Origin of the sequence: Bartonella sp. W8151 (assembly GCF_016100385.1) — a bacterium.
Taxonomy (GTDB): Bacteria; Pseudomonadota; Alphaproteobacteria; order Rhizobiales; family Rhizobiaceae; genus Bartonella; species Bartonella apis.
This window is the reverse complement of record NZ_JACFSO010000001.1, coordinates 617,575-643,549: the sequence shown is the minus strand read 5'-3', so window position 1 is coordinate 643,549 and position 25,975 is coordinate 617,575. Positions and strand designations below refer to the sequence as shown.

Genomic DNA, 25,975 nt, shown 5'->3' with positions numbered 1-25,975 from the left:
TATTCTTAAGGGGTTAAATGTGGCAATTCAACAGGCTCATCGGAAAGACTACGTAGATATAGAATAAGATCGGCTCTATCCTTTTCATCTTTCACACCGTTGAAAGCCATGGCAGTTCCGGGAATATATTTGCGTGGAGAAGCAAGATAGGCGTCAAGTGTTGCAAAGTCCCATCTCTTGCCATTTTCTGCCCGCATGGCGCGCGAATAGGTGTATTCGGAAGCGGAAGCAAATGACCTTCCCACTATTCCATACAAAGGGGGGCCGACACGCGCGGGACCATTTTTTGCAGGCGTATGGCACAATCCACATTGGCCGAATACTTTGCGGCCATTTTCTATATCGGCCTGTTGAAGCCTTGCCGCCAGCGATATTTGTTGTTTCGGCTCTACCTTTTCGGTAACCGGTGCGTCTTCACCGTTGATTGAATAAACAATTTTTGCCGGTTTCTGGTGGTCATAAACAATGTCACTGCCATAAACGATTGCAAAAATAAAAACAGCCCAGAGAAGACAGGCGGCAATAAGGTCGTTGACAGTGGATACCTTCATAAAAAATTCGGTCGCTTAAATTTTATAGATGTTGAAAATTTAAGTCTTTTGCGTCATCAACGCAATATCTATAAATCGGATAGAATAAACTGGGATAATAATCTTCAGGACAATGATGATGGCTTTTTCTACTCTTATACTTATTCCTGCCCGCATGTCTTCAACACGACTTCCCGGAAAGCCTCTGGCCGATATTGCCGGAAAGCCGATGATTGTTCATGTTGCCGAACGCGCCAATAAGGCAAATCTCGGCAGGGTGGTTGTTGCAACCGACCATGAAGACGTTGCCAATGCTGTCAAGGCGCATGGAATGGAAGCTGTCATGACACGTCCCGACCACCAATCGGGTTCCGACCGTATCTATGAAGCATTAACGCTTCTTGATCCGGATAACCGTTTTGATGTCATCGTCAATGTGCAAGGTGATTTGCCAACAATTGCGCCGCATGAAATTGCTGCAGCACTGGAACCACTTGAAAACCCTGAAACGGATATTGCCACTTTGGGCGCTGAGATTTCGGTTGAAGATGAAAAAGTCAATCCGAATGTCGTAAAAATTGTCGGTTCGCCGATTGGACAAACCAGATTGCGCGCACTTTATTTCACCCGCGCGACAGCTCCTTATGGCAAGGGGCCACTTTACCACCATATCGGCCTTTATGCCTATAAACGTAGAGCACTTGAACGTTTTGTCTCGCTACAGCCTTCCTATCTTGAAAAGCGGGAAAGCCTTGAACAATTGCGCGCGCTTGAAGCAGGTATGCGTATTGATGCGGAAATTATCGAAACTGTGCCTTTAGGCGTTGATACAATCGAAGATCTCGAACATGCACGCGAAATGATCAGGGCGGGAAAATGACAAAAACCAATAAAATAGCGTTCCAAGGTGATTACGGCGCCAATTCCGACACGGCTTGCCGGAACGTATTTCCGGATATGGAGCCGTTGCCCTGCACGACATTTGAAGATGCTTTGCACGTGGTCGAAAGCGGAGAAGCCGACCTTGGCATGATTCCGATTGAAAATACGCTTGCCGGACGTGTTGCCGATATTCACCATTTGTTGCCGCAAACAAAACTTTTCATCATTGGTGAATATTTTTTACCCATCCATTTTGAATTGATGGTGCAGCCGGGTGTCAAACGTGAAGAGATAAAATCGGTTCATAGCCACATCCATGCACTGGGACAATGCCGCAAAATTATCCGCGACAACCATTGGCAGGCTGTCGTTTCATCCGATACAGCAGGTGCTGCAAAATTCATCAAACAGGCTGGCGACCGCACACAGGCAGCCCTTGCTCCAAAACTTGCCGCCAAACTCTACGGTTTGGATATTATCGAAGAAAATGTCGAAGACTCGGAAAATAATGTAACGCGTTTTGTTGTCCTCTCGCGGGAAGAGATACGTGCGCCAAAACCCGAAAACGGGGAAAAGGTTATGACCAGTTTTCTTTTCCGTGTGCGCAACGTTCCGGCCGCACTTTATAAAGCCATGGGAGGTTTTGCGACCAATGGCGTCAACATGACCAAGCTTGAAAGTTATCAGGTTGGCGGCACATTCAATGCAACACAATTTTTTGCCGATATTGAAGGCCATCCCGATCAGCCGATGGTGCGCCTTGCTTTGGAAGAACTGGGCTTTTTCTCGACCAAGGTCAGAATAGTCGGTGTCTATCCGGCAAGTCCCGCCCGCGAAACGAAAATATATGGTTAAGGTTTAACGGCTCATCTAAAACCCGATCACAATAACCGGAATTTACGGAAAGCTGTCGAATGCTATATGTGCGCTTCGCGCATGAGTTTTGCGTAAGAGTAATTATGTTATTTTAAAAACCGATAATCGTTTCAACCAATCGGGATAAAAATTCCAGCCGTAATCATTATGGTTATCGGTTATCACGGCTATCAAATGGTCACCCGTGCACGCGATTAACAAGCAAGTTTTCCGCATTTCAGGTTTCACCCGCATTCTTGTCTAGGGCCGAGATCCACTTCTTCTGCAATCGACGATCAATGATGGATAAAAAACTTCATCCCGAATGATATTATGCGTTGATTATCAGAAAAACATTCCATGCCACGCCATTCTTGAACGAAAGAAGCTGACCGGCTTTAAACAAAAAACCATAGGCAGATAGTTTGCGAAGGCCATTCATTAGTCTACAGTCTGGTACGTTTTCACAAATTGGGAAAACGCACCGGCATTAAAACGGTATCCTAATCGACAAATTTCTTTTCGAGCCACTGCCTGATCAAAAAATTGGCTATTGCTGCACGAGGAGGCAAATGCAGGCCTTGTTCATGGCGACCGGCCATCATCAGCGCTACTTCCTGACGGCTAAACCAGCGCCCGTCTTCCATCTCGTCATGACCGATCGTAATTTTGTCGTCGAGCGCTTCGGCATGACAACCGAGCATTAATGAATGCGGAAAAGGCCAAGGTTGGGAAGCGATATAAACCACCTTGCCAACCGGTATTCCCATTTCCTCTCGTGTTTCCCGACGCACTGCCATTTCCAATGTCTCGCCCTGTTCTACGAAACCGGCAAGGCAGGAATAACGTCCCTTTTCAAAACTCGGTGTGCGAGCAAGCAGGCATTTATCCTCAAAATGGACGAGCATGATAGCTGCCGGATCTGTTCTCGGAAAATGTTCGGTCCCGCAAGCGGTACAGATGCGCTTTGCTCCACCTGCCGCAATCCGGCTCGGTTTGCCGCAGCGCGAACAAAAGCGGTTATTTTTGTGCCACATGAGCAATGAATAGGCTTGCGCCAGGACGCCCGATTGGGTCTGGCTGAAAAGTGCGCGGCTATAAGCTTCTCTTAGCCCAACCTGATTGAATGGTGAAGGAGGCTGACCGGCAAATTCTTCAACCGGCAAAGCAATAACCGGATTTTCGTCTTCCCAGCCAAGCAGGCAGGCTTCTTCCCATTGCGGCCTGAAGAGTTCCAGCGATTTTTCATCAAGATAGAGATCGGCAATCCCGTTAACATTGCGATAGACGATTGAAAAACCGTTGAGCACAATAAAATGCGCATGATGGTTTCTCTGCTCGGCAACGATGGTATCCGTGCGCTTTTCAAGCTGCCGGTTGATAGGGTTTCCGATAAATGCAATTGCAGAAGATGTCATATTCAATCCAGCTTTAATTCAATCGAGCCTCAGTTGCAGCTTACGAATAAGCTTATGAGCCGCTTCATCGCTATAAAGTACAGATTCTCCGTATCCCCAGACCGTTTTTGGCCAATTTGCGTCGCCTTCGTTACGCGCAATAATGTGCACATGGAGTTGTCTCACGATATTTCCGATAGCGGCTATGTTGACTTTATCGCATCCGGTGATGGCTTCAAGTGCTACGGCAACCTCGTTCATTTCGGCAACAAGGACCTGTTCATCATCAACGGAAAGATGATGTATTTCTTCCGCTCCGGCAATGCGAGGCACAACAATGAGCCACGGCCAGCGTGAATCATTCATGAGTCGGACATCGGATAAGGCAAGCTCGACAATGAAAAAACTGTCTTTTTCCAAACGTGGATCAAGTTTGAATGGCTGTTGCAATGTATTTATCTCCATGTTTTTCGTTTCACGACTTGCTTTTTTGTTCTAAATTAGCGATATGAACGCCGGGAGGTTGGTGGTGGACGAGCCACTCGCCAACCGGGTCAGGTCCGGAAGGAAGCAGCCCTAACGAGCTTCGGCACGGGTCACAGTGCCAGCCTCCCACTCATTATACCAATCAAATCTTATTCAGGTCACGTCTTGTTTATTGGAAAATTCGGGCAGTGGTATTTTGAAAAATTGCCTGAACAGTCGAAAATCGCCACCTGAAATCCTATATTTCACACAACTGGTTGACGCAGACGTCGCCAAAGTTCACATTCAGGAAAATCACATTTCGGAAACTGGAAGAACACATGGAAAGCACTGAGGCAGAGACAGGCTATCGCGTCCTCGCCCGAAAATATCGGCCACAAAATTTTTCCGACCTTATCGGTCAGGAGCCGATGGTGCGCACACTCACAAACGCATTCGATAGTGGACGGATACCGCAAGCGTGGATGTTGACGGGCGTTCGTGGCGTAGGAAAAACGACAACGGCCCGCATTCTTGCGCGTGCACTCAATTACAAGACCGATACAATCGATAAACCGACAATCCATATGGACAAACTTGGCGAGCACTGCAAAGCCATTATGGAAGGTCGACACGTCGACGTGATCGAAATGGATGCGGCTTCCCATACCGGTATTGACGACATAAGAGAAATCATCGAACAAGTACGCTATCGTCCGGTTGCCGCACGTTTCAAAGTTTACATCATCGACGAAGTTCACATGCTTTCGACGCAGGCTTTCAATGGTCTGCTAAAAACGCTGGAAGAACCACCTCCGCATGTAAAATTTATTTTTGCCACAACAGAAATTCGCAAAGTTCCGGTGACTGTCCTGTCGCGTTGCCAACGTTATAATTTGCGACGGGTTGATTCGAATGTTCTGGCCGCACATTTAAGAAAAATCTCCGATCTTGAAAAAATCGAAGCGGAAGATAGCGCCCTTGCCATGATAGCTCGCGCCGGAGAAGGTTCGGTTCGCGATGCGCTTTCGATTCTTGATCAGGCCATTGCCCATGGTGGTGGCAAGGTCGATGCCGAATCGGTCCGCACTATGTTGGGGCTTGCCGATCGCACCCGCATTATCGACCTTTTTGAAATGATTATGAAAGGCGATGTTGCCGGCGCTTTGAAAGAATTTCGCGATCAATATGACGGTGGCGCCGACCCGCTTGTCATTTTGAACGAGCTTGCCGATTTCAATCATCTGGTGACCAGACTGCGTTTTACCCCCGAAATTGCCGATGATATTTCTCTTGTCGAAGAAGAGCGGGAACGCGGACTTGATTTTTCCAAAAAACTATCCGTGCGCGTTCTCTCGAGCACTTGGCAAATGCTTCTCAAAGGCACACAAGAGGTCGATTCGGCTGCAAGCCCGATTGACGCTGCAGAAATGCTTCTGATCAGGCTCACACATGCTGCCGACTTGCCGACGCTTGACGAGGCGCTGAAATCCCTTGGCGAGGGAAAGCCTGCAATTAAACTTCCACAAAGTTCCAATACAGAAAAAGCCGCGGATGATTCAAACGGTCCGAGTGCCAATTCCGGAAAAAACATTTCTGAACAAAAATCTGCGCAAAAAAATGCGTTGACGGATAATCCGGCAAGTAGTGGCAATAGTTTTTCGACGGGAAGTCATGAGACTGCCCGTGCAGAGGTTGACAATAGCGCTCGCAACAACGCCTCGGCGGAACGTAAGAATTTTCAGACCTCTTCCCCGCAAAAAGCACCAACCATGCAATTGGTGAGCACATCTTCTGCCGCGTTGGAGCCGGACGAACAGGTTTTGCAAGACCCCGCAAAAAATAACGAAACAGCCGAAAAGAACAGCGAACCGGAAGTAAACAAGGTTATCCTTCATTCCTTGCAGGATGTTGTCGATCTTGCCGACAAACATAATGACATGCAATTCAAACTTCTGGTCAAGGAATTTGTGCGTCCGGTTTCATTCCGCCAAGGCCGTATAGAATTTGAACCTGCCGAGGGAATGCCGCGCTTTTTTGCCCATGACATAGCCAAAATGCTCCGCGAATGGACAGGCGAACGCTGGACGGTGACTGTCGTCAACGAAGGCGGCGGATTGACTTTGCGTGAAGAGGACGAAAAGGCCCATCAGGCACTGCTTTCGGATGCCGAAGCCGACCCCGATATTGCCAAGATTTTAAAATATTTTCCCGGTTCAAAAATTGTCGATGTACGTGTCAACAGATCCGACGATGGTCTTGATTTGATGGACAACGGCGATATGACGGGTGAAGACGACGAAAACGATCAAGGAGAATAAACCCCATGCGTGACATGATGGGCATGATGAAAAAAGCCAAAGAAATGCAGGCAAAAATGCAAGCCATGCAGGATGAAATGGCAAATATTCAGGAAACAGGAACGTCAGGTGGTGGCTTGGTCAGCGTAACTTTGACCGGTCAGGGAACCGTTTCTGCAATCAAAATTGACCCTTCACTGGTAAAACCCGATGAAGTTGAAATTCTTGAAGACTTGATTATGGCTGCCCATAACGAAGCCAAAGCGAAAATTGAAAACACAATGGCTGAAAAAACTAAAGAAATTACTGCCGGTCTACCGATCCCTCCCGGTTTCAAACTGCCATTCTGATATGAATTCCCATCAATTGTTACCCTTAAAAAAGAGGGATAATGGATGAAAAATAAAAGATATTACAAAAGCTTCGTTGTGTGAGGGCACAACGGCTTTTGTTTGTCTTGAATAACAATTACCAATAGCCAGCCTATTGAAGTTAGCGCGAAAGTTCAATTCTTTCTTCAAAACCGGATGTAACTTAAATCTTGCGGCGTGATAGGTGAATGTTTCCATCTTGCCGAAAATGTTTTTTTCTTTTGCAAAAAATAGTTATTGAGGCAGAAAATTACGCTGTCGGAAGATAAAGAAAAACACTGTAAAGAAGAATTGCTTGAAGCAATCAGTTTAATTAAACATTCTTTGTTTTGAATGATCTGCTCCAATCTACCGGTCAGGAAAGTGCCCCTCTTATCCGTTTCAGTGAACAACTGGCATTTTCCGGAAATTTACATATATATTTTTAAAAGAGTTTATCCATGTCAAAGCATCTTGCGGGTCCAGAAATAGAAAAACTTATCCAACTTCTTGCACGTGTTCCCGGCCTTGGGCCACGTTCGGCAAGACGGGCTGCTCTTTTCCTGATCAAGAAAAAAGAAGCTTTATTGAAGCCGCTAGGCCTTGCCATGCAGGACGCTGCCGAAAAAATACGCATCTGTTCGGTCTGCGGTAATGTCGATACGTCCGACCCATGTTCAGTTTGCACCGACCCGAGACGCGATCAATCTACAATTATTGTTGTCGAAGATGTCTCCGATCTGTGGGCGTTGGAACGGGCGGGCACCATGCAGGTCAAATATCATGTTCTGGGCGGGCACCTTTCGCCTCTTGATGGCATCGGACCGGATGATCTCAACATAGCAAGCCTTGTCAACCGTGTGGCAGAAGGCAATGTCAAGGAAGTGATTCTCGCGGTCAATGCGACGATTGAAGGCCAGACAACAGCCCATTATCTTACTGACCAGCTTCATTCCTATCCTGTAAAAATTACCCGTCTGGCACATGGTGTTCCTGTAGGCGGAGAACTTGATTATCTTGACGACGGCACTTTGGCTGCGGCGTTACGAGCAAGGACGAGTCTTTGAAGAATGTTGAAAACGTTCGTTTTTTTTACAGCATTTATCGTTCTGTTTGCCGCTTTGGTGGCAAATGCCCCGGCTATCGATCGGGAGGCGATCAATGGGCAATTTAACAATTGGCTTAACAAGGATTTTTATAACGACGCTCTCAAATCGAGAATTTCGGCAGGAACATTTTCGGAAGCCCTTTCCACAGTCACACCCAATCTCGCATTACCCGACCTTGTGATTCCAGGAGAAAAACCGAAAGCGCAAAAACGCCAGAATCAGGCCGAATTCAGCGCACCGGCCAATTATTTTTCGGCAAAAACACTTGCCCACCTTATTAGCGATGGCAAAACACGATTGTCTGAAAACCGCGGAGCCTTAAAAAAAATAGAAAAACAATATGGCGTTCCGGCCTCGATTGCACTTGCCATATGGGGACGGGAAACCAATTATGGTAATGTCAAAATTCCCTATAATGCTTTTGAAGTTCTCGCGACCAAAGCGTTTATGAGCACACGAAAAGACATGTTCAAAACCGAGCTTATTGCTGCATTGACCATTGTGCAGGACCATTACATGGATGCGGCTTCCATGAAAAGTTCGTGGGCTGGTGCTTTAGGTCAACCGCAATTCATGCCGACGTCCTATTTGAAATATGCTGTCGATTTTGATGGTGATGGCCATCGCAATATCTGGACATCAACACCGGATACTCTCGCATCTATTGCAAACTACTTGAAGCTTAACGGTTACAAGGCGAATGCCGGCTGGGGCTATGAAGTCAAAGTTCCTGAAACTGTCGGCTGTTTTCTGGAAGGGCCCGATCAAGGCAAAATGTTAAGTGAATGGCAAAAGCTTGGCGTATTACCGCAATCTGATAAAAATGTCCCCGCGCTTGATAAAAGCCGTCCACTTTATCTCCTTATGCCTGAGGGGCGTCTGGGACCAGCCTTTCTTGTAACCGAAAATTTCTATGTGTTGAAATCCTATAATATGAGTGACCTTTATGCGCTTTTTATCGCCACGGTCTCGGACGGAATTGAAGGGAAAGGTGGCTTTATCGAGCCATGGCAAAAAATCGACGAGCTTTACCAGTCGGACGTTTTGAACTTGCAAACAAAATTGCAATCCCAAGGATATGATATCGGCAAAGCTGATGGGTTTGCGGGCTTCAAAACCCGCCGTTCCATTGGCTTATGGCAGCAAAAGCAAGGACAGAAACCGACCTGTTTTCCGAGTCGTTCTTTAATTGCGGATATTCGCTAAATGGCATCACATTCCGGTTCCAAGACAGTCATCTATGCAGCACTCGCAGGCAATCTTCTCATAGCGCTTACTAAATTTGTAGCCGCTTCTTTCACCGGTTCGTCGGCGATGTTGTCAGAAGGTGTGCATTCGATTGTCGACACCGGCAATGAATTATTATTACTGCATGGTTTGAGACGTGCATCCATTCCCCCCGATCGGGTCCATCCATTCGGCCATGGACGGGAGCTTTATTTCTGGAGTTTTATTGTTGCCTTGCTGGTCTTTGCGTTGGGTGCCGGCGTATCGTTTTTTGAAGGAGTTTTACACGTTCTAAACCCTGCGGAAATTCGCAATGTAACCGTCAACTACATTGTACTGGGTCTATCGGTATTCTTTGAAGGAACGTCATGGCTTTTGGCTTTGAGACATTTTCGCCGCACTAAAGGTAAACTCGGCTATCTGGCGGCTGTTCACCGTTCCAAAGATCCAACCGTGTTTTCCATTCTTTTCGAGGATAGTGCTGCACTTTTGGGAATTGCAATTGCTTTAAGCGGCATTACTGCCTCGATTCTTACCGGCAATTTTATTTTTGATGGTATCGCATCACTTGGAATTTCTGTTATTCTTGCCGTTACTGCGATTTTTCTTGCAAGGGAATGTAAAGGACTACTTCTCGGCGAGGCTGCCCTTCCCGAAGTGCAAAAGGCAATTTTCAACATTGTATCTGCAGATCCAGATGTGCAGAAAGTCAACGGAATTATCACCCAACAGATGGGCCCCAATCAAGTGGTTGTCAATGTCAGCCTCGAATTCGAGGACAAACTGACTGCTCCGAAGATAGAAGAATGTGTGCTGCGCATCGAAAGAAATCTCGCTGCGGCAAGACCGGAAATTGTCGGATTTTTCGTAAAACCGCAGACGGCCGGAATCTGGGCAAGACGACGGGAAAAAATTGAAGCAAATCACGAAGACAATAATGATAGTGATGAAGAGTAAAAAATAGTCGGGCAGTATCTACAAACTGCTGATTTTACCGTTTTTAATTCAACAAAATAAAATTTTAAAAATATACTGTTATTTTGGTAACATAATAACCTTCATGTCTCCGACATACTCAACTATGAAGCCGAACAAGATACAGGTAATCTGTAAAATAGTGAAAAACGCTGTTGTCCATTTTTAACAAAACCGGCTATGCTTTATGCTGCAAGTGCTGCATAAATTCGCTTACAGCGCAACAAAAGTTCCGGTTCATGCCACCGGAATCCCGTTCATAAATATGGTTTGAAAAGATAGTCCGTATTTTACTGTCGTACTTAATCTTTCGGGCGCAATCTTACAATGAGATCGACGTGCGAAATTTCCATGCCTTCCGGCGGTTCGGGCAAATTGCCGACAATCGGCTTTCCTTCAGGACCGGAAGGGATATCGACAATTTCATTTTCGCCTTCAAGAAAAAAATGATGGTGGTCGGATATATTGGTGTCAAACCAGGTTTTCGAACCTTCGACGGCAATAATCCTCAAAAGTCCGGCATCGGTGAATTGGTGCAAAGTATTATAGACGGTTGCAAGTGAGACTGGTACCGACGCTTTGACCGCTTCGTCATGCAATTCTTCGGCGGCAATATGGCGGTTACCTTTGGAAAACAACAAATCCGCCAAGGCCAAGCGTTGTCGTGTCGGCCGCAAACCCTTTTCACGTAAGCGTTTTTCCAATTCCACAAGCGAATGATAAATCACTATTTTCCCCGTGTTATCTGGTAATGCCCACCATCTTTACCACAGCTTGTATATATTGAAAAGCATTTGCAATCAAGTATACTTGATTGTTATCATCATCTTTTAACAAATGGTTTTTCAACTTATACGCGCGTTTTGTCGCAAATTTCAAAAATAAAATGGATGAAGAAGGTATTTTGTCATCAAAAACTGTCGAAAAACGGTTCCAACATTGTTGAATATGCTCTAAGAGTATGTCGTAAAAAGCGCTAAGAGTTATAAAGTGCTGACGGATGGAGTAACAATGGCTGAACAAAAGTCTAGCTACACGTATGAAGAGCTTTTAAGCTGCGCACGCGGCGAAATGTTCGGAAAAGGCAACGCACAATTGCCGGCTCCACCAATGTTGATGTTCAACCGTATTACAAAAATCAGCGAAAATGGTGGTGAACACGACAAAGGTTTGATTCGTGCCGAATTCGATATCAATCCGGATCTATGGTTTTTTGCCTGTCATTTTATTGGCGATCCGGTCATGCCTGGCTGTTTGGGGCTTGATGCCTTGTGGCAACTTACAGGTTTTTTCCTCGGTTGGTTGGGGGAGCCCGGTAAGGGACGCGCTATCTCGACGGGGGAAGTAAAATTTTCCGGAATGGTTACCCCGAAAACAAAACTTGTCGAATATGGAATTGATTTCAAGCGTGTCATGCGTGGCCGGCTTGTGCTCGGTATTGCCGATGGTTTTGTCAAAGCCGATGGTGAAATAATTTATAAGGCTGCCGATTTGCGCGTAGCCTTATTCAAGGAATAGCAAGCATTCTTTCAGATAAACAAAGGTTGCAAGCCTTTGTTTACGGAAACCCAAGGAGACACTGATGCGTCGAGTAGTTGTAACCGGTATGGGAATTGTCTCATCAATCGGGAATAACCCTGAAGCAGTCCTTAACAGTTTGCGCGAAGCGAAATCCGGTATCAGTTTTTCGCAGGAATACGCAGATCTGGGGTTCCGCAGTCAGGTTTACGGCATGCCGCATATCGACATTGAAGCATTGGTTGATCGTCGTGCTATGCGTTTTCACGGGCGGGGAACTGCCTGGAACCATATTGCAATGGATCAGGCAATTGCCGATGCAGGCTTGTCATCCGAGGAAGTTTCAAATCCGAAAACCGGTATCATTATGGGCTCTGGCGGGCCTTCAACACGGACAATCGTCGACTCGGCCGATATTGCACGTCAAAAGGGGCCCAAACGCGTTGGTCCCTTCGCAGTGCCGAAAGCTATGAGCTCGACTGCTTCGGCAACATTGGCCACCTTTTTCAAGATAAAAGGCGTTAATTATTCGATTTCCTCCGCCTGTGCGACATCCAATCATTGTATCGGCAATGCTTACGAACTGATCCAGTTCGGCAAGCAGGATCGCGTTTTTGCCGGTGGTTGCGAGGATCTTGATTGGACGCTGTCGGTCCTCTTTGACGCTATGGGCGCCATGTCGAGTAAACGCAATGCAACGCCTGAAAGTGCTTCACGTGCTTATGATGTCGGTCGTGACGGCTTTGTCATCGCCGGAGGTGCCGGCGTTCTGGTGCTTGAAGAGCTGGAAGTTGCCAAAGCACGTGGTGCAAAAATATATGCCGAGATCGTCGGATATGGCGCTACATCCGATGGTTACGATATGGTGGCCCCCTCAGGTGAAGGGGCCGAGCGCTGCATGCGCATGGCTTTATCAACAGTCAAAAATAAAATTGATTATATCAATCCACATGCCACATCGACTCCCGTCGGTGATCCGCCCGAAATAGAAGCCATCCGCAAGGTCTTTGGTTCGGGTGATTCATGTCCGCCAATTTCGGCAACGAAATCGCTGACCGGCCATTCACTCGGAGCTGCCGGCGTGCAGGAAGCAATTTATTCCCTTCTTATGATGAAAAATAATTTCATCTGTGAAAGTGCTCATATTGATGAGCTTGATCCGGCGTTTGCGGATATGCCGATTGTACGCAAACGTCTTGATAACCAAAAACTGAACACAGTCCTGTCAAATACTTTCGGCTTTGGCGGAACCAATGCAACGCTGGTTTTCCAGCGTTACGAATAAACCGGACACTTTCGTTGAGAAAGTGCCACAGGCTTACGGAGAATATGATGGAAGGTTTGATGAAGGGCAAGCGCGGCCTCATAATGGGCGTCGCGAACGACCATTCAATCGCCTGGGGAATAGCATGTCAGCTCGCACAAGCGGGGGCTGAACTGGCTTTTACCTATCAAGGAGATGCATTTGGAAAGCGTGTCCGCCCCTTGGCAGAAAAACTCGGATCCAAGCTTCTGCTTGAATGCGATGTCGAAAATATCGATTCAGTCGATGCCGTTTTCGATCGACTGGAAAAAGAATGGGGTACACTCGACTTTGTCGTCCATGCGATCGGTTTTTCGGACAAATCGCAGCTCAAAGGACGCTATGTCGATGTAACAACACGTGAAAACTTCAGCCGGACAATGGTTATTTCGGCTTTTTCCTTCACTGAAATTGCCCAACGTGCAGGAAGACTGATGCCTAACGGCGGTGCATTGTTGACCTTGACCTATGGTGCGTCACAGCATGTCGTGCCAAATTACAATGTCATGGGCGTTGCAAAAGCTGCACTTGAATCGATGGTGCGTTATCTGGCAGCCGATTTCGGGCCACAGAATATTCGCGTCAATGCAATTTCTGCGGGTCCTGTTCGCACGCTCGCCGGTAATGGTATCGGTGCGGCACGAGCTATCTTCTCCTATCAGAAACGCAATGCACCTTTGCGGCGCACAGTCGATATCGAGGAAATCGGAAAATCGGCTCTTTATCTTCTCTCTGATCTTGCTTCCGGCGTTACCGGTGACATTCATTATGTCGATTGCGGCTATAATATTATGTCTACGCCGATATTGGAGGAACTCAAAGAGAGCGAAGAATCACGCGGCGAGTAATTTTCGCCGCGTTCTATTTTCGGGATTGGTGGCATATGCTTTGAACACGTTCATTGCTCTACTGGTGCTCTTCCTTTCAATTTGCCATTCTTAACAGGCTTTCTGTCCCGGCAACTCCGCTTCTAAAAATTATTCCCATATCGTGAATAAACCGGCCTTCACACCAACACGACGGGCGGACATTGTCATTGTTATGCCGGCATTGATTGCTGCATTTACCCTCGTGCTCTGACATCCGTTTATAAATAAAAGTACAGCCTCGGGCGCTAAAGTCGGTCGGAACGCTATTGGCAATTGTATTTGTTGCCAGAGCAATTAGTGAATTTCGTTTGGTCGGATTTTTGAAATCTCTCACTGTTAGCGAATTGGCGTTTTAAAATTCGTGTTTTATTCACTATTTTGTCTTTTGATCGATTGGATTTTCTTTTTCTTGACTTGGCGCTAAATAGCCAGTCACGACAACTCCGACGAGCGTTCGGGCAATTAGGGATGTATTTTTTTACTCTTCCCTGCGCCTTCCTTTAAAACGTTATTTACGCGCTTCAATCACTTTAAATCCGTTCTGCTCTTCCAGAACCAAAACTTTTCGGAAACATTTTTGCAAAGTCGCTTCATAGGGTAATTGCCGATTGGCCACCATGAGAAAACACCCTCCCGATTTTAACCGTCGAGCAGCAGTTTTGATGAATTTTTGTCCGAGCGAGACATCTGCCGCGCGTCCGTCATGAAATGGCGGATTTGACAAAACTGTATCATAAATTCTGTCAATCGGCTCGCGTGTAATATCCTGCCACAGATAATCAATCGTGATTCGAGTAGAGAGCCTGCCCAGATGCATTTTTGCAGCAGCAAGGGAATTGTAGTCGGCCTCATAAAGATCAAGCTCGCCGAGCTTTTTAGCCTCCTTTATCGCTTTATAGGAAAGATAGCCCCAGCCGGCACCAAAATCGGCCGTCTTGCCGAAGACAACTCTATCCATATATTTGACCAACATTTGCGAACCTTGGTCAATGCGTCCATTCGAAAACATGCCTGCTTGTGTTGTAAAACCGTCATCAAATGACTGCGGACGTTCAATGAGCGTTTCCAGCAATTTTTCATCAAGCTCTTCAGGCACAGTCAACCAGAAAACAATTCCATGCGCTTTTGAAAGCTTTTGTTCTACCGGAACAATGACATTAACCCATTTCATAAAAGATGAAGCGCCGGAAGATTTATCCCCGCTCACCACAATTGTGCCACCGGCTTTCACCACGTGCAAAAGCGTAAGAAAACGGTTCTGGTTAAATTTTTTATGCTTGTTAAGTTCTAGCAAACCACCAGAAAATATCTTCTTTTCATCAGACATTTCGGGCAAGCATTTGAAACCGGCTTCCTGAAAAATCAAAAAATCTGCCCGCCAAGGCTGTATTATTTGAAGTGATTTGACCCACTCTTTTTCCGGTTTTTCTGTCAAACCGAAGGAACACCAGAAACTTTCCGGTTGCGGTAGTCCGATAACACCCTGACGAAAAGGCAAAAAAACCGACATTTAAAGCTCGCTTTTTAAGAAAGTCATACATTTCTCCTTTATCGTCATGCTGAAAAAGGTGCAATTTTAAAATCGCAAACAAGGTGACTACACACGATCCATCCGAGAAAATGTGCAGGAATTTTCGCTTATCCTTGATAGGCGAATTCTGTCACTCGCATTACCAGTCTTTTCGTAGTTTTGCGCTTTTTAAAAATGCTTTACCGGCAAAATTTACGAAACAGCCTAAAGATTAATCTGTCTCGTGCATTGCGGAAGAGGCTCAATTCAAGAGAGATATGGGGTTAGAATTGTCAAACAAAAAGCCGCTTATAAAAGCGGCTTTCCGATTTTTCAGAATTCTGAATTCCAAAGACTACTCTTTGTCTTTATCAGCATTCTTCTTGCGACGATGTTTCTTTTCGGGCTTATCGGATTTTTCATCCTTTTCGCCTTTATCGTGTTTTTCACTCTTTTCACCATTGTCGTCATGGTGTTTTTCAGTCTTTTCATGCTTTCCATGTTTTTCGGTATGGTCGGCATCTTCAGACTTTGGGGTTTCTTCGCGCGGGATTTCCTGCCCTGTTTCCTGATCGACAACTTTCATCGACAGGCGAACTTTGCCACGATCGTCAAATCCCATGAGTTTGACCCAAACCTTCTGCCCTTCCTTGACAACATCGGTTGTCTTGTTAACGCGTTCGGGAGCCAATTGTGAAATATGAACCAATCCATCACGCGGACCAAAGAAGTTGACGAAAGCACCGAAATCGGCTGTTTTCACAACAGTACCCTGATAGATCTGGCCAACTTCCGGCTCATCGACGATGGAATGGATCCAGCGTTTGGCAGCTTCAATTGTTTTGGCATCGGAAGATGCAATTTTGATTGTGCCGTCATCTTCGATATTGATCTTGGCACCGGTTTGCTCGGTAATCTCGCGGATAACCTTACCGCCGGAACCGATAACATCGCGGATCTTGTCGACCGGAATATTCATCATCTCGATACGCGGAGCATATTCACCCAGTTCGGAACGTGCGCCGGTCAAAGCTTTGGCCATTTCACCAAGAATATGGATACGACCTTCTTTTGCCTGTCCGAGAGCAACTTTCATGATGTCTTCGGTAATGCCGTTGATCTTGATATCCATCTGCAAGGCTGTGACACCATTTTCCGTACCGGCAACCTTGAAATCCATATCGCCAAGGTGGTCTTCATCACCAAGAATATCGGAAAGGATCGCATAACGGTCGCCTTCCTTGATAAGCCCCATAGCAATACCGGCGACAGGATGCTGCAGTGGAACACCGGCATCCATCAACGCCAAGGATGTACCGCAAACGGTTGCCATGGACGACGAGCCGTTAGATTCGGTAATTTCCGAAACGGCGCGGATTGTGTAGGGGAAACTTTCCTGCGAGGGAAGCATCGGATGGATTGCACGCCATGCAAGCTTTCCATGACCGATTTCACGACGCCCCGGAGAACCGATACGGCCGGTTTCACCAACTGAAAATGGCGGGAAGTTATAATGGAGAAGGAAGGTTTCCTTATACATTCCGGTGAGCGAGTCGATATATTGTTCGTCTTCACCGGTTCCCAATGTTGCAACAACGACTGCCTGTGTTTCACCACGGGTAAACAATGCAGAACCGTGGGTGCGCGGCAAAATGCCGACTTCCGTATAAATCGGACGGACTGTTTTCAAATCACGACCATCAATACGGCTGCCGTTATCAAGAATATTCCAGCGGACAATTTTTGCCTGCAAATGCTTGAAAACTGTTGCGATTTCTTCCGAATTATATTCCGGTTCTTCTTCGCCTTCCGGCATGAATTTCGCGTCAACCTTGGCTTTAACCGCATCAACAGCAGCATAACGTTCCTGCTTGTCGGTAAGTTGATAGGCCTTACGCAGATCCTTTTCGGCGAATTTGAGCATCTTCTTTTCCAGATCACTCAGATCTTCCGGAGCAAATTCGCGCGGTTCCTTGGCAGCAACTTCAGCAAGCTTGATAATTGCATCGATAACCGGTTTGAAACCGTTATGACCGAAAATAACAGCACCGAGCATAACATCTTCGCTGAGTTCCTGTGCTTCCGATTCAACCATCAAAACAGCATCGGATGTGCCTGCAACGACGAGATCAAGCTTCGATTCCGGCATTTCGTCGATATTCGGGTTCAGCACATATTTGCCGTTGATATAACCGACGCGTGCGCCACCAATCGGCCCCATGAACGGAACACCCGAAAGGGTCAGGGCAGCCGAAGCTGCTATCATCGACAAAATATCGGGGTTGTTTTCAAGGTCATGTTGCAAAACAGTGATGATGACCTGTGTTTCGTTTTTGTAGCCTTCGGCAAAAAGCGGGCGGATCGGGCGGTCGATCAAACGTGAAATCAATGTTTCGCCTTCGCTCGGACGACCTTCGCGTTTGAAATAACCACCCGGTATTTTACCGGCTGCATAAGTCTTTTCCTGATAATTGACTGTGAGCGGGAAAAAATCCTGCCCGGGTTTGGGTTCCTTTTCAGAAACCACCGTGGCGAGAACGATTGTTTCGCCGTAAGTTGCCATAACTGCACCATCAGCCTGACGCGCAATTTTGCCTGTTTCAAGAGTCAGCGGGCGGCCTGCCCAGTCAATCTCTACTTTATGAGTGTTAAAAAACATTTCTTGTCCTTGATTAACCGTAAAAGGTACCTTCACCTTGTTAACGGTTCAGTTCTTTGGTCATGCCATGGGCAAGACAACGAGGCGCATCCGACTTCTTTCCCGATGCGACCGGCAATCCTGCCCCATGACGGTTCCTCTTTTTCGCCAGCTTTTTCAAGTTGTCGAAATTGAAAGGCGGGAAACCACATAATTTCCCGCCTTGATTGTTTAGCGACGCAAGCCGAGCTTGGAAATCAACGACTGGTAACGCTTTTCATCGACACCGTTAAGGTAATCGAGAAGGCGACGGCGTTGGGAAACAAGTTTCAAAAGACCCCGGCGGGAATGGTTATCCTTTTTGTGGGATTTGAAATGCTCGGTCAAATTGGCAATACGTTCAGACAAAATAGCAACCTGTACTTCCGGCGAACCTGTATCGCCTTCCTTGGTTGCATATTCTTTGATCAAAGCCTGTTTACGTTCAGCAGTAATCGACATCGGTTCATCCTTTCAAAAAAAGTGGGACATTGAAGACGCCCCGGCCGGGATGTCGTCCAGCTAGGGTCTATGAATCGGCAAATGCAAAAAGCACATGCACGGTGGCTTCATATATAGGAATTATACTTGAATTACTAGTCCTACCTTTTGTTCACTAAAGTTTTCGACTATTTTCGCTTTGCTATTCTCTTTCTCTCGCAAACAATGAGAATTCAGGCAATTAGAAAAAACGTAGACAATGAGCAGAAAAAGCTATTATCTGCCACTCTTCACGAATTCTCTTTGAAATAAAAGCATTTACTTACCGAATTCGGTTTCCAGTTCTTTTTGAATAAAATAATTTCTCTCGCAATATCTCAAAAATATACAAGCATTCTCTTATAGTCGAATAGCGTAATCAGGCATTATTGATAATAATAAGTGTGCAGATTTTCACAAGCCGATTGGAATGACGTTACTTGACACTTGCGGCTTCAACGGCGCTCACTTAGATTGGGTGCAATAAAAGTCCAATTTCCGGGAACCGATGCAGCAAAAAAGCTCGACACTTGCGCCATTTAAAAGCCAGGCTTTCAGAAGTCTGTGGGCGGCAACGCTTGTTTCAAATCTGGGTGGGCTTATCCAGACAGTTGGTGCCGGCTGGATTATGACATTAATCAGCACGTCCCATTCAATGGTGGGGCTTGTTCAGGGCGCCAACACTTTACCGGTTGTGATTTTTTCGCTTCTCGCCGGTGCTCTTGCCGATAATTTCAACCGTCGGCAGATCATGATTACCGCGCAATTGATGATGATGGCTGTTTCAGTTCTCCTTGCCGTTCTCACCTGTTTCGGTCTCTTGACGCCGTGGCTCCTTCTCGCCTTTACATTTCTGATCGGCTGTGGCTCGGCTCTTTATAACCCCCCTTGGCAAGCAACGGTGGGAGATATTGTGCCGCGTGAAGATATTTCTGCGGCGGTCACATTAAATAGTGTCGGCTTCAATTTGATGCGCAGTGTCGGGCCTGCAACCGGCGGTGCAATTGTTGCGGCCTTTGGTGGCGCGGCAGCGTTCGTCGTCAATGCTTTCAGTTATATTCCCCTTCTTGGTGCGCTGTTTTTCTGGAAACCCGATTACGCAAATAACGGTTTGCCGCGCGAAAGACTCGTCGCAGCTATGTCTGACGGCTTACGTTATGTTTTCATGTCACCGCATCTTTTAAACATCATGACGAGGGCCTTCATGTTCGGCCTTGGTGCGATATCGGTTCTTGCACTTCTTCCCATTATTGCCCACGAAAAGCTTGATGGCGGGGCACTCATTTACGGAACATTGCTTGGTTCTTTCGGCGTGGGAGCTATTGCTGCCGGCATTATCAATTCCTGGGTAAGGCGGCGCTTTCCCTCGGAAGCAATTGTTGCCGGTTCATTCATCGGCTATGCGCTATCTTGTCTGTTGCTCGCTTTGAGTGACTCGTCAATCATCGCACATATCGTCCTTTTCCCAGCCGGCATGTGTTGGGTTCTGGCACTTTCGCTCTTTAATGTTTCGGTGCAATTATCAACACCGCGCTGGGTTGTCTCACGAGCCTTGGCTCTTTATCAGACATCATCTTTTGGTGGCATGGCCGTCGGAAGCTGGTTATGGGGAAGTCTTGCTGACAATTATTCGCCCGTCATTGCGCTTTATATATGTGCTGCATTCCTCATTATTGGTGCATTGATGGGATTTAAATTCACCATCTTTGAAATACCGAGCATCAACCTTGACCCGCTTGATCAATTCCGCGAACCGGAATTGCATCTTGATCTTCAGGCCAGAAGCGGCCCGATCATGATTCTGATCGACTACGAAATCAAGGACGAGAACATTCCGGATTTTCTTGAAACAATGTCGTTGAGGCGTCGCATCAGACTGCGTGACGGTGCAAGGCAATGGACACTATTGCGTGATCTCGAACACCCGAACCGCTGGGTTGAAACCTACCATATGACGACGTGGGTGGATTATTTGAGGCATAATCGCCGCCGCACCAAAGCCGATGCCGACGTAACGGAAAAACTTCGCAAGCTGAGCGAAATTCCGGAAGGCATGCGCGTTCACCGCATGATCGAACGTCACACTGTGCCGGAAGCCAACCAGATACAAGTCAAGCACTCGGCCCATCATCTGCACTGAACCGGTATCTAACGAGAAAATAAATAAGCGTGCTTTTTAAAAACTGGTCGAGCGCCACGTTACCCGTTGTCCGCCCCTTCTCCGATTTTGATGATAAACCGGAATCGGTACGTCAAGGAAAACAGCATATTTGCCAATTCCATCCCTGTTTCCAATTCTACCCCTGTCTAAAGCTACATCTACAATATATCTGCAGCAAGCAAACACTGAATTCGGTTTTTTAAATTAATGTTTTGAATATGGGGAGGTATGGTCGGCTTAATTGATAATTCTGTTTCTTCTTAATTTACTGCCCCACTCTCTCAACTGATTATTATATCCTTCAAAAGGACCGTTTTTGGTAAGCCGACATATGTGCAAAATACCGATTGTGAAACACAAATTGGGTGTCGAACTATCTGATGTTTTGACAAAATTATTGGCGAGAGTTGTAACAAGCCGGATAGCCGATGTTTGCCGGAGCCCGCTCCGACAAAATCAACTATTTCCGCCCCAAAAAACCACCCATTGACTAAAATTCGTTAAATGGGCCGATGGTGAAACACCTATCTTTTTTAGTTTTTTATGAAATCATCCGATTGTGAAAACACGCTTGGGCTTAAACTGGCCTTTTTCGATCATACCGATTGCCAGCAATTTTCCCTTATGCGTTGCACAAACCTCATCTTCATCAACAGGTGCGTCACGCCCGCGCAATAAAACGGGGTTTCCCATTCGCACACGATAAGCCTGTTCATCGCTTAAGGGATATTGGGGCAGAAATTCGAGTGCCGCACCAGTTTCGATCAAAAGTTCATCCAGAGCCGAGAAATCGCGTGGCGGATAGATGCCATTCTCGTCGGCCTCACCTCTTTCCGGCGCTGCAGCCTCCAAATCTTCAAGGCTAACAAAATCATCTTCGACGAAAGGCGAAACTTCGATGCGCCGCAAATTGGCAATATAGCCATAGCACCCGAGTTCTCTTCCCATATCGCGAGCAAGAGCACGCACATAAGTCCCTTTGCCGCATTCCACCTCGAAAATCGCATTGCCTTCCGGTGTCATATCAATGAGTTCGAGGCTGTCGATTTCAACTTCACGTGCCGGAATTTCGATTTTTTCACCTTCACGTGCCAGATCATACGCACGATTGCCATCAATCTTGATGGCAGAAAATTGCGGCGGAGTTTGCAAGATCGTGCCAATATAATGAGGCAAAATCGATATTATGTCCTCTTTAACCGGGCGCTTGGTGGAAGTTTTTGTGATTACACCTTCCATGTCATCGGTATTGTGTTCTTCACCCCAGGAAACTGTAAAGCGGTAAACCTTTGTACCATCAACAACATAGGGAACCGTTTTTGTGGCTTCTCCCAAAGCAATTGGCAACATGCCCGAAGCAAGCGGGTCAAGTGTTCCGGCGTGACCGGCTTTTTCGGCCTGAAACAGCCATTTGATTTTGGAAACGGCCTCGGTCGACCCCATGCCCTCCGGCTTATCGAGAATCACCCAGCCTGAAACCGGACGGCCTTTTTTCTTTCGCTGACGCGCCATAAAATTCTATTCCTTTTCCTCGTCATCGTGATGAAGATCACGGGCCACTTCCGGCGAATGCAACAAGGCATCGATTTTTGCAAAATTGTCAAAACTCGTATCCACCTTGAAACGGAATTCCGGCATATATCTCAATTGCCGCAACTCGGGCCCCAACTCGCCGCGAATAAATCTCGCGTGATGATTAAGCGCTTTTACAACCTCTTCTGCATCAGCATCGGCAAGTGGGGCGACAAAACAGGTTGCAACGCGTAAATCCGGAGACATACTGACTTCGGTTGCACTAAGCACAACACCGTCAAGTACCGGATCCAGAATAACTCCGCGCTGGAAGATGGAAGCAAGAGCATGGCGAACCTGTTCACCGACACGCAATTGCCTTTGGGACGGACCAGCATGTTTCATAGCTACTACCTTTGATTTTTCGGGCGCATATTTTTAAGATCAATCCCCCGAAATCTTGCCGAACGATCAATTCGCATCGAATTAAAGCGGCCAACCACCACTCGAAAACCGGCGCAACTTTCGTTCATCAGACGGGATCTTCCGTTTAGCCATATCTTTCAATAATATGGCCAAACATATGTTGAATTAGAGCGAGCGTTTAACGGTTTCAACGCGGAACGCTTCGATAATATCTCCAACGCGAATATCATCGTAATTCTCGAAGGCCATACCGCATTCCTGACCGGCAGGAACTTCGGCAACCTCGTCTTTGAAGCGTTTCAAGGTCTTGAGCTTGCCTTCATGGACAACAACATGATCACGGATAAGGCGTACACCCTCGCCACGCTCCATCTTGCCTTCCGTAACACGGCAACCTGCGACCTTTCCAACTTTGGAAATGTTGAAGACTTCGATAATCTCTGCATTGCCAAGGAAAGTTTCGCGCCGTTCCGGCGTCAACATGCCCGACATTGCTGCCTTCACATCGTCAACAAGATCATAAATGATATTGTAATAACGAATTTCGATGCCTTGGGCTTCGGCTGCATCACGTGCCTGACTATTGGCACGAACGTTGAAGCCGATAATGGCAGCATTGGATGCTGCAGCCAATGATACATCGCTTTCCGTAATACCACCGGGAGCGGCATGGACAATATGCGCGCGCACTTCGTCATTACCGAGTTTTTCAAGCGCTGAGGTAATGGCTTCGACAGAGCCCTGAACATCCCCTTTAATAACCAGCGGAAATTCTTTCATACCGCTCGTCTGCATCCGGTTCATCATCTGTTCGAGCGAACCGCGCGATCCTGCCTGCCGCGCAACTGCCTTCTCACGGGCAAGACGCTGACGATATTCGGCAATCTCGCGTGCCTGGGCTTCATTGGCGACAACTGCAAAACGGTCACCAGCCTGCGGTGTGCCTTGCATACCGAGAACTTCGACCGGCATTGACGGAGTTGCCGCTTTGATATGGGCGCCACGGTCATTGATAAGGGCACGAACACGTCCCCATTCATTGCCGGCAACGATAATGTCGGAAGGATGCAATGTGCCCTTCTGGATGAGAACCGTTGCAACGGCACCGCGACCGCGATCAAGCTGTGCTTCGATAACAACACCTTCGGCCGTACGATCAGGATCGGCTTTCAAGTCGAGAATTTCCGCCTGTAACAAAATTGCTTCAAGAAGCTTGTCGATATTCTTGCCGGTTTTTGCCGAAACTTCCACTTCCAGTGTGTCACCGCCCATGCTTTCGACGAAAACTTCATGCTGCAACAATTCGGTTCTGACCTTTTGCGGGTCGGCAGCCGGTTTATCAATCTTGTTGATGGCAACAATAATCGGCACACCGGCAGCTTTTGCATGGTGAATGGATTCAATCGTTTGCGGCATGACACTGTCGTCGGCTGCAACAACCAGAACCGCAATATCGGTTACCTGCGCACCACGGGCACGCATCGCCGTAAAGGCCGCATGTCCCGGTGTATCGATAAAGGTGATCTTCTGTCCCTTCTGTTCAACCTGATAGGCGCCGATATGCTGGGTGATACCACCCGCTTCACCAGCCACAACATTGGCATGACGGATGGCATCAAGAAGCGATGTCTTGCCGTGGTCAACGTGCCCCATAATGGTAACGACAGGTGGGCGCGGTTTGAGCTTTGCCGGATCATCGGGAACATTGAAGAGACCTTCTTCAACATCCGATTCAGCAACGCGTTTTACCGTGTGGCCGAATTCTTCAGCAATCAATTGCGCCATATCGGCATCAATCACATCACCGGGCTTCAACATCTGCCCCTGTTTCATCAGATATTTGATGACGTCGACAGAGCGTTCGGTCATACGTTGGGCGAGTTCCTGAATAGTAATGGTTTCAGGAATTGTCACTTCGCGGGAAATCTTTTCGCGCGGTTCCTGCATCTGCGAGCGTTTGAATTTTTCTTGGCGCCGACGCATAGCAGCCATTGAACGGCCACGTGAATTGCCTTCCTCGTCAAGTGCACTGCTCAATGTCAGTTTGCTGCGGCGGCGCTGTTCGCCACCCTTCACTGCTTTTGGAGCACGTACCTCGGATTTATTGCCACCGCCACGACGCGAGCGACGATCATCCTCGTCATCATCAACAATATTACGTTTTGCGACAGGAGCCGCTGCACGTTGTTTAGTAACGGGTGCAATATCAAGTTCAATCGGTCGGTTGGCCGCCTGCTTGTCGGTTTTAGGACGATAGCCATCCTTGACCTTATGGACTTCATGCTTTTTAACTTCCGGCTTGTGAGCTTCAGTTTTTTCAGCGTCATGAGCCGCACGAGCTTTTGCATCCTCTTCCGCCTGCTTGCGTAAAAGTTCTTCGCGCTCTTTAGCGCGTTTTGCTTCTTCCGCCTGACGACGCTTGGCTTCTTCCTGAGCACGTTTATGCTCTTCTTCCTCAAGCTTATGTTGTTCTTCGGCGTGAAGACGAGCTTCTTCCAGTGCACGCATGCGTGCTTCCATTTCAGCCGAGGAAAGATTGCTGTGCGGGTGCTGCAAGGAAACTTTGGGAGCCGTTTCTGTACGTGGCTTTGCTGTCTGAGCGACACGCGGCTTGGTCACAACGTGCTTGACTTCGACCTTTTCATCCGGACGGGTAATCTTGCGCCGTTTCGTTTCGACAACGACCGCCTTTGTACGTCCATGACTGAAATTCTGCTTGACTGTACTGGTTTCAACCCCGGGGCGTTTTAAGGTCAGCGTTTTCTTGGCTGTTTTCTTGTCGTTATTGTTTTCCGTCATTCCGTTTCCTTCACGGCTTCTACCGTCTTCTTTTCCGGCCTAGTGCTTCCCGTCGCGGTAGGCAACAAGTCTTTGCACTGTTTTGATGAATCCTTGTGCAAGCTTCAAATTCAATAATGCAGCATGTACCACAGGATTGTCACCAAAAGCCACACCCATTTCATCACTGTTGAATAAAGTTACAACCGGAATGTCTTGCTTATCCGGTCGTCTAACCGAGTAAATTGCTTGTTCAATCTTGCGTTTACCATCAAAAGCTGCTTCTTTCGAATGTAAAACAAGACATGCTTTACCTGAACGTATTGTCTGTTCAACTTTGGTTGCACCGGTGACAATAGCACCCGCCTTTCGAGCCAGAGCAAGACGACCGAGTGCCGCTTTGACCAAAAGTTTGTCCACAAGTTCGACAAGCCCCTGATCCACAATAATATCAGTCTTCAGGCTATGTGTAAAAGCCTTGCGTTTTATTGCTTCTTCAAGAACAGATTTCGAGGCGGAAATCCAGGCTCCCCGCCCCGGCAAATCGGCTTTGATATCAGGCACAAGATGACCGTCAGGTCCGGCAACAAAGCGGATAAGCTCGTGAGCATCACCACTCTTTCTTGTCAGGATACATGTACGGTCATTCAT

General features: G+C 47.2%; 20 protein-coding genes, 1 other RNA gene and 2 pseudogenes. 12 read left to right on the top strand and 11 right to left on the bottom strand.

Annotated features, from left to right (window positions below):
* Window positions 1-5 precede the first annotated feature (5 nt).
* A complete protein-coding gene (locus H3V14_RS02850) occupies window positions 6-551 on the bottom strand; it encodes a cytochrome c family protein (protein WP_198226385.1) in 546 nt (181 codons plus the stop codon).
* A 118-nt stretch (window positions 552-669) separates the two neighbouring features.
* On the opposite strand from H3V14_RS02850, the gene H3V14_RS02845 reads away from it, so the two are divergent.
* Together H3V14_RS02845 and H3V14_RS02840 are read left to right on the top strand one after the other, a co-directional pair.
* The gene (locus H3V14_RS02845; protein ID WP_198226548.1) at window positions 670-1,410 is read left to right on the top strand and encodes a 3-deoxy-manno-octulosonate cytidylyltransferase; all 741 of its coding nucleotides are present in this window, start codon (window positions 670-672) and stop codon (window positions 1,408-1,410) included.
* A complete protein-coding gene (locus H3V14_RS02840; RefSeq protein WP_198226383.1) occupies window positions 1,407-2,267 on the top strand; it encodes a prephenate dehydratase in 861 nt (286 codons plus the stop codon). Before H3V14_RS02845 ends, H3V14_RS02840 begins: the two co-directional genes overlap by 4 nt.
* A gap of 503 nt (window positions 2,268-2,770) precedes the next feature.
* On the opposite strand, the gene nudC is transcribed toward H3V14_RS02840, so the two are convergent.
* Window positions 2,771-3,685, bottom strand: coding sequence for an NAD(+) diphosphatase (gene nudC, locus H3V14_RS02835; protein ID WP_075913569.1), 915 nt, complete (start codon window positions 3,683-3,685; stop codon window positions 2,771-2,773).
* Between the two features lie 18 nt (window positions 3,686-3,703).
* Window positions 3,704-4,129, bottom strand: coding sequence for an HIT domain-containing protein (locus H3V14_RS02830; RefSeq protein ID WP_198226381.1), 426 nt, complete (start codon window positions 4,127-4,129; stop codon window positions 3,704-3,706).
* Window positions 4,130-4,182: 53 nt separating this feature from the next.
* Here H3V14_RS02830 and ffs point away from each other — a divergent pair.
* The 6 genes from ffs (at window position 4,183) to H3V14_RS02800 (ending at window position 10,072) form a co-directional block, all read left to right on the top strand.
* Window positions 4,183-4,280: signal recognition particle sRNA small type (gene ffs, locus H3V14_RS02825), an RNA gene on the top strand.
* Between the two features lie 190 nt (window positions 4,281-4,470).
* On the top strand, window positions 4,471-6,450 hold the full coding sequence (locus H3V14_RS02820) for a DNA polymerase III subunit gamma/tau (protein ID WP_198226379.1): 1,980 nt from the start codon (window positions 4,471-4,473) through the stop codon (window positions 6,448-6,450).
* 5 nt (window positions 6,451-6,455) lie between these two features.
* Entirely contained in the window at window positions 6,456-6,779 is a 324-nt protein-coding gene (locus H3V14_RS02815; protein ID WP_075869750.1) for a YbaB/EbfC family nucleoid-associated protein, read from the top strand.
* Window positions 6,780-7,240: 461 nt separating this feature from the next.
* Complete coding sequence (gene recR, locus H3V14_RS02810; protein WP_075915222.1) at window positions 7,241-7,846, top strand: recombination mediator RecR; 606 nt, start codon at window positions 7,241-7,243, stop codon at window positions 7,844-7,846.
* A gap of 3 nt (window positions 7,847-7,849) precedes the next feature.
* On the top strand, window positions 7,850-9,094 hold the full coding sequence (locus H3V14_RS02805; RefSeq protein WP_198226377.1) for a lytic murein transglycosylase: 1,245 nt from the start codon (window positions 7,850-7,852) through the stop codon (window positions 9,092-9,094).
* Window positions 9,095-10,072 (top strand): cation diffusion facilitator family transporter, encoded by a 978-nt coding sequence (locus H3V14_RS02800; RefSeq protein ID WP_198226375.1) that lies wholly within the window; start codon window positions 9,095-9,097, stop codon window positions 10,070-10,072. It abuts the gene before it with no gap.
* A gap of 320 nt (window positions 10,073-10,392) precedes the next feature.
* On the opposite strand, the gene irrA is transcribed toward H3V14_RS02800, so the two are convergent.
* Window positions 10,393-10,818 carry an iron response transcriptional regulator IrrA gene (gene irrA, locus H3V14_RS02795; protein WP_075913574.1) on the bottom strand — a complete coding sequence of 142 codons (426 nt, stop codon included), beginning with the start codon at window positions 10,816-10,818 and terminating at the stop codon, window positions 10,393-10,395.
* A gap of 283 nt (window positions 10,819-11,101) precedes the next feature.
* Here irrA and fabA point away from each other — a divergent pair, with 283 nt between their 5' ends.
* From fabA to fabI, 3 genes are all read left to right on the top strand, one after another.
* A complete protein-coding gene (gene fabA, locus H3V14_RS02790; RefSeq protein ID WP_075869745.1) occupies window positions 11,102-11,608 on the top strand; it encodes a 3-hydroxyacyl-[acyl-carrier-protein] dehydratase FabA in 507 nt (168 codons plus the stop codon).
* Window positions 11,609-11,672: 64 nt separating this feature from the next.
* Complete coding sequence (gene fabB / locus H3V14_RS02785; protein ID WP_198214117.1) at window positions 11,673-12,893, top strand: beta-ketoacyl-ACP synthase I; 1,221 nt, start codon at window positions 11,673-11,675, stop codon at window positions 12,891-12,893.
* A 47-nt stretch (window positions 12,894-12,940) separates the two neighbouring features.
* Entirely contained in the window at window positions 12,941-13,759 is an 819-nt protein-coding gene (gene fabI / locus H3V14_RS02780) for an enoyl-ACP reductase FabI (protein WP_075869743.1), read from the top strand.
* Window positions 13,760-14,288: 529 nt separating this feature from the next.
* On the opposite strand, the gene H3V14_RS02775 is transcribed toward fabI, so the two are convergent.
* The 3 genes and pseudogenes from H3V14_RS02775 to rpsO all read right to left on the bottom strand — a co-directional run bounded on the left by H3V14_RS02775 (window position 14,289) and on the right by rpsO (window position 18,429).
* Window positions 14,289-15,290 (bottom strand): class I SAM-dependent methyltransferase, encoded by a 1,002-nt coding sequence (locus tag H3V14_RS02775; RefSeq protein WP_198226373.1) that lies wholly within the window; start codon window positions 15,288-15,290, stop codon window positions 14,289-14,291.
* 523 nt (window positions 15,291-15,813) lie between these two features.
* Window positions 15,814-17,949: pseudogene (gene pnp, locus H3V14_RS02770) on the bottom strand (polyribonucleotide nucleotidyltransferase); the annotation flags it as partial.
* Between the two features lie 210 nt (window positions 17,950-18,159).
* A complete protein-coding gene (gene rpsO / locus H3V14_RS02765) occupies window positions 18,160-18,429 on the bottom strand; it encodes a 30S ribosomal protein S15 (protein WP_075869739.1) in 270 nt (89 codons plus the stop codon).
* Window positions 18,430-18,955: 526 nt separating this feature from the next.
* Here rpsO and H3V14_RS02760 point away from each other — a divergent pair.
* Window positions 18,956-20,587 carry an MFS transporter gene (locus tag H3V14_RS02760; RefSeq protein WP_198226369.1) on the top strand — a complete coding sequence of 544 codons (1,632 nt, stop codon included), beginning with the start codon at window positions 18,956-18,958 and terminating at the stop codon, window positions 20,585-20,587.
* A gap of 570 nt (window positions 20,588-21,157) precedes the next feature.
* Here H3V14_RS02760 and truB read toward each other — a convergent pair.
* From truB to H3V14_RS02740, 4 genes and pseudogenes are all read right to left on the bottom strand, one after another.
* Window positions 21,158-22,120, bottom strand: coding sequence for a tRNA pseudouridine(55) synthase TruB (truB, locus tag H3V14_RS02755; protein ID WP_198226367.1), 963 nt, complete (start codon window positions 22,118-22,120; stop codon window positions 21,158-21,160).
* 6 nt (window positions 22,121-22,126) lie between these two features.
* Entirely contained in the window at window positions 22,127-22,525 is a 399-nt protein-coding gene (gene rbfA / locus H3V14_RS02750; RefSeq protein WP_198226365.1) for a 30S ribosome-binding factor RbfA, read from the bottom strand.
* 186 nt (window positions 22,526-22,711) lie between these two features.
* On the bottom strand, window positions 22,712-25,345 hold the full coding sequence (gene infB, locus H3V14_RS02745; RefSeq protein ID WP_198214122.1) for a translation initiation factor IF-2: 2,634 nt from the start codon (window positions 25,343-25,345) through the stop codon (window positions 22,712-22,714).
* Window positions 25,342-25,975: pseudogene (locus H3V14_RS02740) on the bottom strand (RNA-binding protein). Before H3V14_RS02740 ends, infB begins: the two are co-directional and overlap by 4 nt.